Origin of the sequence: Clostridium ganghwense, from assembly GCF_026735165.1 — a bacterium.
Lineage (GTDB): Bacteria > Bacillota > Clostridia > Clostridiales > Clostridiaceae > Clostridium_H > Clostridium_H ganghwense.
Genome location: NZ_JAPQES010000002.1, coordinates 411,489 through 425,474 on the forward strand (window position 1 = coordinate 411,489; position 13,986 = coordinate 425,474).

A 13,986-nucleotide genomic window follows, 5' to 3' on the forward strand; every position below is an offset into this window, starting at 1 on the left:
ATACAAATAACATCACAAACATTTATGTTTGTGATGTTGTTTATGTAAGTATTTACAATTGTTAATCTAAAAGATTTGCATAACAATCTTCTGCTTTAGGTTTTTCCTTTATAAGCCCTCTTTTATATAACCAATTTATATTATCTTCCCAAACCTTTTTTTCCTGCTTTAAGAATGGTTTGTCCTTTGTTTCCATTTTAGGAAGCAATATATCCATACTTTGTTTTTCTACTTCCTCTACAAGAGGGAAATTATCCTTTTGTTGATTTGCTAATAATATCTTCAATGCTTTATCTGGATTTTCTTTCATAAAATTAAATCCCTTTTGGCAAGCTTTCATAAACTTCTTCAAAGTTTCAGGTTTTTCCTTTAAAGTTGTTTCGCTTGTAACAAAAGCTTCTTCATAATAGTTAGGTACTCCATATTGAGATGGATCAAAATAATTTATTTTCTTTCCTTGATGGATTAAAACAGGGACTTCATGGTTTATAAGTCCACCAGTAGTTGCATCAACTTTTTTTGTTACCATTGATGATAATAGTTCAAATCCTACATCTATTATTTTTAATGAATTTGGATCTCCACCATCTGCCTCTACCATAGTCTTAACATATTCTACATTTAAAGGATTTCCTGAAAACCCAATAGTTTTCCCTGATAATTCCTTTGGAGTGTTTATATTTTTATCTTTTAAAGAAATAACAACATTTAATGGTGTTTTAGTTATAGAACCAATACATTTCACTGGAATCTTTTCATTAACTCTAGCCATTACTATATCAGGTTGGTAATAAATACCTACTGTTGCCTTTCCTGCTGCTGGTAAAGATAATGGGTCTGTTGGATTAGACGGAAATTTAATATTAACATTCAATCCCTCTTCTTTAAAATATCCTTTTTCAATAGCTGCATATATAAAACTATGTATTGCATTTGGATACCAATCAAGAACTACATCTACATCTTCTAACTTATCTGAAGCCGTTGTACTTGCTTGTTTACTCGAACAACCTGTAGCTAGAAAACATACTATCACTAATAATACTGGTAAAAATTTTAGTTTCTTCATACTTCATTCCTCCATGTTACTATTTTATTTTCTAATATATTGATTATAAAAACAAATATTATTGCAGCGAAAGATAAAATTACTATTGGAGCAAAAACAGCTGCACCATCTAATTGAGTCATCATTCTCTTACTAAAATATCCAAGCCCAGATTGAGCTCCAAGCCACTCACTAATAGCAGCACCTATTACACTAAGAGGTACAGATATTTTTAATGCAGAGAAAAAATATGGCAAAGCAGAAGGAATTTTTAATTTAATAAATATGTTCTTTTTACTAGCTCCATAAGTAATTAACAACTCTTCCATTTCTCTTCTAGTAGACCTAAGTCCATCGTACACGTTTACAGTTATAGGGAAAAATGTAATAAGTATAGTTACTATGATTTTACTCCAAATTGTATACCCAAACCAAAGAACAAATATTGGAGCTATAGCAGTAATTGGTATAGTTTGAGTTACTACTACAATAGGGTATAGTGCCTTTTGAATTTTTTCATTTAAATTCATGATTACAGCCAAAGAAACCCCCAAACATACTGATACTAAAAGACCTATAAAGGTAACTAATAATGTGGCTGGAAGATGGACTAAAAATAAAGGTTCTTTCAATATCCAGATTTTCTCCAAAATCTTACTTGGAGATGGTAATATGTACATAGCATTTATATATCTTGCAATAGATTCCCAAATTCCAAAAAATACAATACTTACAATTATTGATGATTTATACTTTTTCATAATTCAATCCTCTGTTTCAACTCATTTACAAGTTGTTCTTTTATGTCTAATATTTCAGGTCTATTTAACATATGTCTATTTCTTGGATAACCAATAGGAACTGTTACTTCTTTTAATTTAGTTATTGGTTTTTCAGAAACAACAAATATTCTATTAGATAAAAATAAAGCTTCTTCCACATCGTGAGTTATAAACACTATGGTTTTTTTCAAAGTGGACCACTGAGTTAAGAGCCATTCCTGCATAGAAATTTTAGTTATTGCATCTAATGCACTAAAAGGCTCATCTAAAAGCATAAGCTTCGTCCCAGTAAGTAGTGTTCTAATAAAAGAAACTCTTTGTCTCATTCCACCAGATAAATCCTTTGGATATTTATCTTTGTATTTATGAAGGCCAAAAACCTCCAGATACTCTTCTGCTTTTTTTTTGGCTTCTTTTGAGGTTTTACCTCCTACTTCCAGTGGCAAAGAAGTATTTTGAGAAATAGTTCTCCAAGGGATTAGCAAATCCTTTTGAGGCATATAACCTATATACCCTTTCAATTTATTAATATTATCTCCATTAACAAAAATATCTCCACCGACGGCTTTTTCAAGACTGCAAATCAATCTAAATATAGTACTTTTCCCACAACCGCTTGGACCTATTATACTTACAAATTCACTCTTATTAACATGAAAATTCAAATCTTCTATAAGAAAGTTTGAGTCCTTATCATATTTAAAATCAACATTACAAAATTTCAGCATAAAAAAATTACATCCCCTCGTTGTAAGCCATATCCCAAAACATATATTCATACTTACTAGTATTTATAAATATTTCTGTTAATTTCTTTATTTCTTTTTCAGATATATCATTAGCAAGCTCGTCCACTAGGTCTATAACCCATTGAGTCGACTTCTTATATTCTTTGGAAATATAACCTTTTACCCACTCTCCATAAAATTCATGTTCTGTGGCACCTGGTATTTTGCTTAAATGTATTCCAATTTCTAAATAGCTCCACATACAAGCTAATAATGAAACTGAAAGCTCTGCTAAAGTACCTTTTTGAGAAACCGCAAGCATATAATGGGTATAGGATATATTAGCAAGTGACATTTCAGTATTTTCAATTTCTTCTTGGGTAATTCCAATCCTTTTCATATAAGAACGATGAATACTCATTTCACCATTCAATGTATCATTTACCATATTAGAAAACCCTTGCATTTTTTCTTCTGTATCAGATTTAATTACACCTAAAGCATAAACCTTAGCATAATCTAATAAGTAAAGATAGTCTTGAATCATATAATATTTGAATTTATCTATTTCTAAAGTACCATCACCTATTTTTTTTATAAAAGGATGCTCATAATAAGAATTCCAAATTTCTTTTACATTTTCATATAAATATTGTGAAAATTTCATTTAAATCCCCCTAAATTTCATATTTTCCCATAAAACAACAATAAGTACAAACCTAAAAGAGGTTTGTACTTATATTTTTACAATATATAAAGCCTCTACCTCCGCTGGCATTACCCAGATCAGGTTATAGGGTCTAAGAATTTCGTTCTTACTCTCAGCTGGCATCACCAGCCCCCCTTGGATTACTATAATAGTTTTACATTATTAAATTTTATCTCATTAATTCGATTTATTTCTACAAATGTATATTACTACAATATAATTATATCGTCAACCCAAACTAGATCGTTGTAATAGAACATTTATGATAAATTTTACTTCTTAACTACTTTTCAGCAGCTCCAATAATTATAGCCTATTATCCTATTAACTTATGTCATCATATTTTGCTATTGTGTCTTAACTATTTCGTTTAATATTAGCCTTTTATATCATCATTTAAGAAAAAAGCGAAGCAAATCAACTTCATATTATTCGCAAGTGATAATATGCTCAACACCATTCTTAAAATTAAGCAGTTTATCTGCAAAAAAATTTGGATATGCAACATAATTTTTTAACTTATTAATTGGTAGCCAATGCATATATTCACGTACCCCTTGTGTATAACTATTGCTATTCAACTCTTTTGTACCTCTTGATTTCATTAGAAAATAAAATGTGATTTCATGGCACATCAAGCCATCAAGTGTACCTGACCCTTCAAAAAAATTCTCATGAATAAATACCAGTCTGTCAACTTCATATGCAATTCCCGTTTCTTCAAGTACTTCTCGCTTCACTGCATCTTCTGCTTTTTCTCCTAAATGTACACCACCACCTATAGAATAATAGTAAGAATCTAATTCATTTTTTGCGAAAAGAACATTTCCATCTTCAATAATTATTGCTGCAGCCCGATATCGAAACCATCCATCTTTATTTTTAAATCCACAATCCATTACGCACACTCCTCCCTTATATATAACTAATCTTTAGTTCGCTATATTTTGCTATTATGACTTAACGCGTTCTTTTAATATCAGCTTTTTATATGGTCATTTAAGAAAATGGTTTATTAAATTATTCATTTACCTCAAAAAATTTGTTAATCAAAATAAACCCTATCATTCACTAAATTAAAAAGGTAAAAAGTTATTTTTATCTGAAATAACTATTATAATCCTGATATTTAGGACATAATAACACAATCCTAGGGTAACTACGTTGAATGATAAAAATTATTATTTATAATATTAAACGCTTATGTTTTAATACATTTATATTTATTTCATCTTATTTTACAATTTCTTTGTAACACATCATATATTCTTTCCAACGCACTTCACTGCAATTATGCGTCAACAATATATATCTAATTTTACCATATAAGCCCTAATAAAAGCATACAAAAAGAACTTCATATTAGTTCTCAAAAAACAAATAGAGCTACTGAATCAGCAGCCTAAAATTATAGATATATTTATAGTTATTACTTTTTATCATTTACAAATGTTTTTATTTTCTTGCTTAGTATCTTGTAAAGATTTAAACTCTATTAATGCCATTAATATAAAACCCAAATCAGCAATATAATGGAAATGATCTAAATTATAGAATGGAGAAATATATAAACAAGTTCCTATTATTGCCCAAATTACACTTTTTAACTTTGATTTTATGTTATTTCTCATCAAAACGCCTATTAAACCTACTAAAATAAAGGAACATCCAGAAATAATATAAGAGTATTTCAAATTATGAAGTGCTGGAATAAACGTAAAAATTAACGCTGTGATGATAAGCAACTCCATAAAATTTGATTTTATTTTAAACAACTCTCAACATAATATAAATATTCACAAAAATATTATGATTTCCCATATCAAAATACTTATCTCCAATCTTGTTTATACATTAAATTAAATTTCACAACTCCTTTTTCATTCTTTTCTCCTATCCTGTATATTACACTATATATTTCCTCTCTCATGCTAAGTCGTTCAATGCCCCATACTTCTCCACCCATTTTTCTTATTCTATCTCTAATTTTCTTTTCACAAACTTTGGGTCTCCACCATTTTTCATATATTAATCCTCCTATGATAAATAACAGACAAATAAAATTATACATATTTCCCTCCCATGAATTAATTACTTGTTCTTCTCTTTTAAAAATTCTTCAACCTTTTCTTTATCATTAACACTTATTTTCATATTAATTTGCTTGATTTCCTCATATTTAAACACTTTTTTTATTAGAGGGCTATATACTTCAAACTCTAGACAATAATATTCTAAATTTTCTTTTCTACTTTGTTTGCTTTCAAGTTCTCCCCATTTATAAAATTTTATGTTTTTCCATTTATAATCTCCATTATTAGTATATATACCATCTTTACATATAATATCCTTATCAAAACTTCTTACTAACAACATAATACCTATTAAGACTTGTCCTATTCCATTGTAAAACTGATTTAATCCATATCCTGCAAAACTACTAATAGTTATAGCCTCTGAATACATTTTATTCTTCTCAAACATATTTGCTAAACTTATTAAATCTTCATAATGAAAAAGTAAATACTTCTTTTGGCTTATATATTTGGGTACTAGAAGCCAATATGCTTGTTTAAAATCTTCACTAAACCTTGTAAAAGAAGCAAATGCTATAAAAAACCAAATAACCCCAGAAAGAATGATTAAGTAATTCCAATCTCTTAAAGCTATTGCAATGGCTTTATCTTCTCTTTTCATTTTTCTCACTCTACCTATTATTGACGATAAAACAAAGAATATAATAAATAGAATAAAATACCTATCTTTCATATAAAAATTCTCCTTTCGTCATAATTCATTAAGAATTTCAATTCTTGCAATATCACTATTCCATTTAAATCGCCTTCAACAATATATATCCAATTGTACCATATTAAACCTTAAATGCATAAAATAGAATAATATCAATTAAACTGCATTCACTAAAACTAAAAGAGCTACTGAATCAGCAGCTCTTTTTGAAATTATAGTTACAATATAGGTAAAATTAATACTCCAATTAGAAATATAAAAGGTATTAGTGCAAAAATCAGCAACAAAATATCCCCTAAAGATTCCCCTCATTTTACTCAGAACTATTATTATTTATATACTTTTGTGTCCAAGGGCAATTAGATAAACATTTTAAACAACCGTTACAGTGATATACATCGACTATTAAATCTCTATTCATACCTATTTCCCATGTAGATCCATGGATAGCCCCTGCAGAGCAAATGTCCTTACAAACAGTACATTCCCCGCATTTAGGCATTATTATTGGCCTATTTTCAGTAGGTAATGGTGCATTTGTCAAGATACTACACATACACAATGCACTTCCGTATTCCTCGGTAACTAACAAATTGTTTTTTCCAATCCAACCCACTCCAGCCAATATGGCAATTTTTTTATGTGGAAGTGGAGTGGTTTTCGTAGTTTCATCATAAAATCCATGCAAACCAAGATTTCTTTCCGATTGGGCAAAGGCTTTGTATCCTTTTGCAATGATAAAATCAGCCGTCCATTCTGCAAGTTTATCAGTACTATGTTCCTTTTCCGAAAACTCGGAATAATCTAATATATTTTCTTTTGATAGACGAAAAATATAACAGGGGCTTAAAACTATTCCTATCAAAATAGCAGCGCTGTATCCCCTATTTTCTTTTGCCGAGAGCATTGATATATCAACTGTCTTGATAAAATTTACACCACGGGTATTTAACTCAGAAATTAACTCATTCACCATATGTGACACCCCCTACTGTCTTTCAGTTATAAAATAATTTAAGAAAAATCCTAATTAATTAAATAAATCATTCAGAAAATCTCTAACTTCAATTAAAACTTTTTTATTATTTTCAAAGGTTAATAATTCAAGCATATTAATATAGTTCAGCCATTTGAATTCTTGAACAAGATTTTTGTATAATCATTGTTTTCCTCCCAATTAGCCATTTTGTAATGTACTTCTAAATACTTTGGAAAGTCTTGATATTCCATATTATAATTATTCTATTCTCTTTATTACGTGTACACTTTGATATACTACTTCAGCTTTTCATCAAAGTCTTTTTTTACAATGTCTAAAAATCTAAATATAACTTTCTTTTCACTTTCATTAAAATTTTCAAATATCTTCTTATCTCTTCTCACGGCTTCCATGTGTAGAGTTTCATGCTTGATAAAAATCGCTTTGCCTTTTTTTGTGAGACTAAAATATTTTTCCTTCTTATTTTCTTCGGTTTGATATGAACTTATATATTCGTTAGCCATCAACTTTTTTGTTATTTTGGTGACTGCACCTTTAGTTACTTTTAGGTGTTCTGTAATTTTAGTCACATTAGCACGTTCCGTTCTACCTATATAATCAATAGCATGTACCTCATTTATGTTCAAATTACTATAATTCTCTAAAAAAGCTTTCTCGTTAAACTCTTCAAATAGTTGGTAAATTTCCATTAATTTTTTTACCATTAACTCGTCATTCATATTTCTACCCCCTATTTATATTACATCAACTAAAACTCTAGTAGCTAATCCAGTTGCAAATGGATTTTCTATCCACATAGTATAAACATTAAATTTACTATCTGTTTTAATATTTAATTTGCTTAAATCTAAGTTTTCTATAACATAAGTATTATTTTCTTCTGACTTTACATCTGCCTGAACATGTTCCTTACCTCTACGAATTCCTGCACAATCAATTCCTATAAAGCACACCTTTTTCTCAAGTAAATGAGTTATAAGTTTCCAACTAAGCTCAGGGTGTTGCTTTACATATATATCACTTCCATATGGATACTTAATTTGGATATTAGTTTTGAATATTACAAAACTATTCTCTTCTATTTCTATGTCTTTTAATACTTCTATCCCTATCTCTTCATCCAAACCATAACTTGTGCAATCAATTAAAGCTCCTCTAGTTTTGAAGTACTCTATTGGAATATTACTTCTCTTATACACATCTATATGAGTACCGACATGTCCTGCATTTACTAGCTTATTTTCTTGAAATTCTAGCCACTTCCAAACCTTATGATTATTATCTAATTTTATTGTTATATCTATCATACTATCGCTCCTTTTTTCCTTTAAACTAAAAAATAATGTATTATAGTTTCCTCGTAAACTATAATACATTATTTTTGTTTCCTTGTAAACTATATTTTATTTTCTTCATAATCCTAGGTACTATGTCCCCCTCTAACTAATTTCCATTAGCTATTCCTCTTAACATTTTTCAATTTCTATTTCAAACCATACACCGTTTTCTACATTTCTAGCATATATTTTACCATCATATATTTTCAAAATCCTCTTTACTATATACAGACCTATACCACTTTGTCCCTTTTTTCCTTTTTTGAACAATTTAAATATATCTTCTATTTTTTCAATAGATTCACCATCATTAAAAAAGTTTAAATAAATCTTTTCACTATCTTCTTTTAAAGATATTTTTATTAAGGTTTTTGCATATCTGATTTGATTGTCTAAAATATTTTCTACTATAACCTTTAATTGATTATAATTTGAATATATAACTACATCATCAAGATTTAATTGCATGTCTAATTGTTTTAATTGAAGTGAATAACTTTTTATAACTTCTTGTACTATTTCTTTTAAATTTACTTTTTCTCTATTCTTTATTTCACTATCTAAATAGTCTAACCTTTGCATATACAATAGGTTATAAACTAATTTTTCCAGTCTATTACACTCTTCATCTATTACCTCTAAAGAAGCATCTAAATTTCCCTTTGGATATAATCCTCTCTTTATAGCATCTAAATAACTTTTTATTACCATAATAGGTGTTTTTAGTTCATGGGATACAGCGTGTAATTTGAATTTTTGATCTTCATCATATTTTAATAATTCTTTTCTCATTTTTTCAATTGAATTTGCTAAAAATCCTATTTCATCATCTCTGCTCATTTTTATAGGTACATTTAATTCTCTATTAGATATATTTCCAACATAACTCTCCAGTTCCACCAAAGGTCTTGTCAAATATCTTGATAAATAAAATGCAACTAAAAACATCATTCCTATACCCAAAAGGAATGAAATACATATCTGTATAAACAATCTTTTTTCAAGAGTATCATCTTCTACCTTCCATTTAAAAGATACTTTATAATAACACGAACCCTCTGAAGTTTTAATACTAGAATACTTTTTATCAGTAGCCTTTTTTTTACTATCGTTGCGTGAAATTTTATATTTTGTTATAACATAAAACAATTGCCTATCTTCTACATCCATAACATATCTTTTACTATCTTTCTCTTGTTTCTTTATATCATCCTCAACCTTTAATAATATTTGTTCAGTTATATTACTACGACCATCTTTAAATTTTCTGATGAGAACATTTTCATTGGTTTTAACCCATACTTTTTCTTCTATTTTTCTTATATCTCGATTTTTACCTTTTATAAAATCATCAATATCAGTGATCCTAATAATAGTTTCATTTTCTTCTAAAGTTCTATAAATATCTTCGTAATAATAACTATTAAAAGCTTTTATTGAAAGCATAAATATGATTGCTGAAAAAAAGCAAATACTCACACCAAAAGATATTATTAAACGAAAATTTAGTGATTTAGTCTTCACTTTCACACCACCTATAACCGTATCCATATATAGTTTCTATCCTCAATTCAGGCAGTTTTTTTCTTATTCTTCTCACTAAATCATCAATAGTTCTATCACTTCCAAAATAATCTTCACCATAAATTTTACTTATGATATCTTCTCGTGACAAAGCAGTATTTTTATTATTAATTATGATAGATAAAAAATCAAATTCCTTTGAAGTAATATCTATCCTTTTATTCTCTTCAAGAATCACTCTCTTATTAAAATCAATAGTATATGCGTTATTTATCAGTAAATTTACAACTTTAGACTTCTTATTATTTTCATAAATTCTTTGTAAAAGCTTTCTTGTTCTTATAACTAACTCCATGGGAAGAAAGGGTTTTGCTATGTAATCGTCACTTCCCATTTGCAATCCTATTACCCTATCTAGTTCTTCATCTCGGGCAGATATAAATATCACAGGAGTATCATCATTTTGTTTTTTTATCCTCTTAATAAGTTCATATCCATCCATATCTGGAAGCATAATATCTAGTATCCATAAATGCGGCTCTTCCTGTACATATTTTTCTGCATCTAATCCACATATAAAACTTTTAACCTTATAACCTTCATTTTGTAAATAAAAAACTAATATATCATTTAAGTTTTTTTCATCTTCTACAAGAAAAATATTATACATTTTCATCTCTTTCCTTTCAGGTTTAAATTATAGCCCATTAATAAAATATAAGTATGGATATTATATCAATAATACCATACTCATATTTTAGCATATCATTGCTCTTTAATTTTTTCTAGTAAATCTATTTATTCTTTGGATGATTTTTCATAAATTTCCACATTGACTGAGCAATGGTATCCCAAGAGATTCCATGTTCCTCATCTTGTATTGAATACATTTCTAAATCAGACATTCCTCCTCTCCATTGTTCAACCTTAACATCATAATCACCAATAGTAATAAGTTTCTCTTCAATTTTAATAGGATTACCTCTATTTTCTTTTTCTGCCCAAACCCTCATATTATCGCTAGCTGCTTGATAATTTACACTTCTATCCTCTGTACCATTATAAGCTCTAATAGGAACAGATATATCATTACCTATAAAAGTACTTTTTTCTGGATTCTTTGTTAAGTTATATTGACCTGAAACTGGAACTGCTGCTGCAATTTTGTCTTCTCTAAATCCCGCTAAAGTAAATGAAAATATTGCTCCACTAGAATGACCACATGTATATATCCTGTTAGAATCTATATTATCAAAAGTTTTTTCAAAACATTTTACCATTTCATCGAAAAAAGCTAAGTTCTTTTCTGTATCATTCCAAGTAATCATTGTGTCTTCTGCTCCGGCAGTTCCTGCAGGATATACTACTATAATATTTTCATCATTTGCAATCTGATTTAATATGTAATTTTTAGTTACTGAATCAATAGGATCTTGTGAAATAGACACTGAACCATGAAATCTGAATACTAAAGAAACACCCTCCCTTGATAAATTTTCAGGGACATAAAACTTAAACCTTCTATTTTGGCCATTTACATTAATCGTAACTTGATTCATACCAACTTTATAACTCTTGATATTATCCGCTGTAATCTCATTCAGTTCACGTATATTTTCAAGTCGTTCATTAAAATATGCTTTTTTTGCATCATATTTTTCTTTTGAAATTAATCCTTCTTTATGTTTTTTTTCTAACATCTTTATACTTTCCTCTAACTGTCTTATTCTTTCTTCCTTAGTAAGCTGTTTAACCTCACCTTTCTTTTTCTTTAAATTATCTACTTTAGATAATTTATCTTTTCCATTTTTCAAATTCTCAAGCATTTTATTAAAATTTGATTTTTTTGCATCATATGTTTCTTTGGATATTAGACCTTCTTCATATTTCTTTTCTAACATCTTTATAGTTTCTTCTAATTTTTTTATTCTTTCTTCTTTTTTAGTAGATTGTTTAAACTCAACTTTCGCTTTCTTTACTTTATTTGCTGCAGCTGTTTTTGAAGCTGGACTAGCAAACCCTATTGTTGAGAAATTTGATGTTATAACTGCTGCAAGAACTATGATTTTTAACTTTTCTTTCATCTTTAATTACCTCCATTTTTTTGATTATAAATAACTTTCCTAATCGTTATTTATATTTTATAAAATAAATATCATAGAATTATCATAAGAATATGTGAAATTGTGAAAAAATACTTTCAAAGTTAAATTCATATAACTTTTTCTACAACAATTCTTTAATTACTTTATTGCTAAAAAAAATTCCACCACAACATCTGTGATGGAATATAATAATTCTATATCAATACTGGCTAAATCGATTTATTTCCTTTAGTACCTCTCTAACTACATTTGTGATTTGTTTATGCTCTGGTTTATCAATGAATCTAAAGTACAAACATATCCCCTATATTATCCATCATCGTTAAAGATAATTGATATGGATTTACCCCTTCAGGTACTGTATAGTCATTCTCTTTTATACTCTTTAACAATTCTTTTAATGCTTGTTTTTCCAAATTATATTCCCCCATTTTTGAATCTTCTCATTTAGTTAGATTGCATATATTTTGTATTTTATTTAGTTGTTTTTCTAAAGAATAAATAACTATATCATCATTTTCTGTCGCTATTCCGTTATATTCTAATGTAACAATATCTGGATTTGTATAATTAAGAACCCATTCTAACAATTTGTAATCTTCATTTTCCATAGCTTGATGTGTATCTGCTGGAAAACCATCTTTATCATAACCAGAACCATTTACATGAATTTCTACAACACGATTAAGTGGTAACTCGCTAATGTAATCATGAATATTCCAACCATGATATTGTGCAGTAACCTTTGCATGTGTTAGATCAAGCAAAAATGATACATCATTTTCTATAAACAATCTACTAAGTTGTTCTGGCATAATATAAGGATAGTGATCAAATCTTACATATTCTTGTGGTGAATCGGGAATATTTTCAAGCAACAATGGTACTGTTAAGTTCTTCTTAAAACTCTGAATCTGTTTAGACATATGTTCATATATATTTTCTTCAGTCATACCTGGATACATATCTGAATTCTTAATTGAAAGATGAAGACCATAATGCGGAGAATTACATTTTTTAATGAGAATATTTGCAAAATCAAAATCTATCATTTCTATATTTTTCATTCCAGTATGTTCAAAATATCCTAGACCATGTAGTAGTATTGGACGCATTGAACGTATGGTAGAAAACTGTTCATTAAACGTCCCATATGCACCAGATTTAATATAATCTATATTAACAGCATTTTTTTCAAGAAGGAACTTCAACGCTTTTGACCAATTGCATCCAATACGCATATATTACCTCACTCTCCTATCACATATAAATAAAAATATAATCTTCAGTTTAAGTCATCATTTAAAAATAATACGCAACTCCTTCATTTTAAAAGCCTATTTTTCTTTTCTCAAAACAAGCTTATAAGATACACTTACTGCTAAACCTATCACTATTAAAGCTGTTGACAAACTAAGGATCTTCTTTTGCGTGCTGTCAATAATTTGAGTTTTACTATCCTGTACCGAATTTGCTTTTTCATTTATCTTTTCTTGTGCTTCAAAGTATTTACCCTCGTTAATATACTTCTCATATCGTTTAACCATATTGTGTTTTTCACTTTTGAGATTTAAAGTTTTATAGTCATCGGATGTTGCTTTGAAAACCCATAGGTCATCAATTTTACCTTCTTCTAGTAAGACTGCTACCAAAATATCTCCGTTTTCTGGAATATCGTTAGTACCATAATATTTTTCAAACTTATTTACTTTAATTTCTTTCTGTTCAATACTACCCATCATAACCGTTAATGGAGTTATAGTGTATATTTCAGAATTTTTATCCGTCAATTTTCCTATAAATAATGCTTGTTGATTTCCTAACATGAGTGATTCAGGAATATCCCCTGCAAATGCGATGATATAAGTTAAGGTTACACACATCAAAAAAATAATAATAAATTTTTTTAGCATTTCAACCTCCTTTAAACCATGACTATTTCACATCATTCTGTGATTATGTTTTAATACCTTTATACTTCTTAATACACATTTTTTAGAAT

At 28.3% G+C, this 13,986-nt stretch carries 17 protein-coding genes and 1 riboswitch; all 17 genes read right to left on the reverse strand.

The window, feature by feature from the left end; genetic code table 11:
* Positions 1-61 precede the first annotated feature (61 nt).
* A complete protein-coding gene (locus OXH55_RS08590) occupies positions 62-1,069 on the reverse strand; it encodes an ABC transporter substrate-binding protein (RefSeq protein ID WP_268049472.1) in 1,008 nt (335 codons plus the stop codon).
* On the reverse strand, positions 1,066-1,809 hold the full coding sequence (locus OXH55_RS08595; RefSeq protein ID WP_268049473.1) for an ABC transporter permease: 744 nt from the start codon (positions 1,807-1,809) through the stop codon (positions 1,066-1,068). The genes OXH55_RS08590 and OXH55_RS08595 overlap by 4 nt, the downstream gene beginning before the upstream one ends.
* Positions 1,806-2,558, reverse strand: coding sequence for an ABC transporter ATP-binding protein (locus OXH55_RS08600; protein WP_268049474.1), 753 nt, complete (start codon positions 2,556-2,558; stop codon positions 1,806-1,808). Before OXH55_RS08600 ends, OXH55_RS08595 begins: the two co-directional genes overlap by 4 nt.
* 7 nt (positions 2,559-2,565) lie before the next feature.
* Positions 2,566-3,225, reverse strand: coding sequence for a thiaminase II (gene tenA, locus OXH55_RS08605; RefSeq protein WP_268049475.1), 660 nt, complete (start codon positions 3,223-3,225; stop codon positions 2,566-2,568).
* 78 nt (positions 3,226-3,303) lie between these two features.
* Positions 3,304-3,413, reverse strand: a riboswitch (TPP riboswitch).
* A gap of 282 nt (positions 3,414-3,695) precedes the next feature.
* Positions 3,696-4,166, reverse strand: coding sequence for an NUDIX hydrolase (locus tag OXH55_RS08610; RefSeq protein WP_268049477.1), 471 nt, complete (start codon positions 4,164-4,166; stop codon positions 3,696-3,698).
* Positions 4,167-4,706: 540 nt separating this feature from the next.
* Positions 4,707-5,018 (reverse strand): hypothetical protein, encoded by a 312-nt coding sequence (locus tag OXH55_RS08615; protein ID WP_268049479.1) that lies wholly within the window; start codon positions 5,016-5,018, stop codon positions 4,707-4,709.
* Between the two features lie 80 nt (positions 5,019-5,098).
* Positions 5,099-5,338 carry a hypothetical protein gene (locus OXH55_RS08620; RefSeq protein WP_268049480.1) on the reverse strand — a complete coding sequence of 80 codons (240 nt, stop codon included), beginning with the start codon at positions 5,336-5,338 and terminating at the stop codon, positions 5,099-5,101.
* A 20-nt stretch (positions 5,339-5,358) separates the two neighbouring features.
* On the reverse strand, positions 5,359-6,036 hold the full coding sequence (locus OXH55_RS08625; protein WP_268049482.1) for a hypothetical protein: 678 nt from the start codon (positions 6,034-6,036) through the stop codon (positions 5,359-5,361).
* A gap of 295 nt (positions 6,037-6,331) precedes the next feature.
* Positions 6,332-6,994, reverse strand: coding sequence for an epoxyqueuosine reductase (locus OXH55_RS08630; RefSeq protein WP_268049483.1), 663 nt, complete (start codon positions 6,992-6,994; stop codon positions 6,332-6,334).
* A 299-nt stretch (positions 6,995-7,293) separates the two neighbouring features.
* Positions 7,294-7,737 carry a MarR family transcriptional regulator gene (locus OXH55_RS08635; protein ID WP_268049485.1) on the reverse strand — a complete coding sequence of 148 codons (444 nt, stop codon included), beginning with the start codon at positions 7,735-7,737 and terminating at the stop codon, positions 7,294-7,296.
* Positions 7,738-7,752: 15 nt separating this feature from the next.
* Complete coding sequence (locus OXH55_RS08640; RefSeq protein WP_268049487.1) at positions 7,753-8,325, reverse strand: cyclase family protein; 573 nt, start codon at positions 8,323-8,325, stop codon at positions 7,753-7,755.
* A 159-nt stretch (positions 8,326-8,484) separates the two neighbouring features.
* A complete protein-coding gene (locus OXH55_RS20115; RefSeq protein WP_268049489.1) occupies positions 8,485-9,879 on the reverse strand; it encodes a histidine kinase dimerization/phospho-acceptor domain-containing protein in 1,395 nt (464 codons plus the stop codon).
* On the reverse strand, positions 9,869-10,549 hold the full coding sequence (locus OXH55_RS08650; RefSeq protein WP_268049491.1) for a response regulator transcription factor: 681 nt from the start codon (positions 10,547-10,549) through the stop codon (positions 9,869-9,871). Before OXH55_RS08650 ends, OXH55_RS20115 begins: the two co-directional genes overlap by 11 nt.
* Before the next feature lie 124 nt (positions 10,550-10,673).
* Positions 10,674-11,963 carry a CE1 family esterase gene (locus OXH55_RS08655; protein ID WP_268049492.1) on the reverse strand — a complete coding sequence of 430 codons (1,290 nt, stop codon included), beginning with the start codon at positions 11,961-11,963 and terminating at the stop codon, positions 10,674-10,676.
* A gap of 305 nt (positions 11,964-12,268) precedes the next feature.
* On the reverse strand, positions 12,269-12,400 hold the full coding sequence (locus OXH55_RS08660) for a hypothetical protein (RefSeq protein ID WP_268049494.1): 132 nt from the start codon (positions 12,398-12,400) through the stop codon (positions 12,269-12,271).
* A 27-nt stretch (positions 12,401-12,427) separates the two neighbouring features.
* The gene (locus OXH55_RS08665; protein ID WP_268049496.1) at positions 12,428-13,225 is read right to left on the reverse strand and encodes a multinuclear nonheme iron-dependent oxidase; all 798 of its coding nucleotides are present in this window, start codon (positions 13,223-13,225) and stop codon (positions 12,428-12,430) included.
* A gap of 96 nt (positions 13,226-13,321) precedes the next feature.
* Complete coding sequence (locus tag OXH55_RS08670; protein WP_268049498.1) at positions 13,322-13,810, reverse strand: hypothetical protein; 489 nt, start codon at positions 13,808-13,810, stop codon at positions 13,322-13,324.
* Between the last annotated feature and the right edge of the window lie 176 nt (positions 13,811-13,986).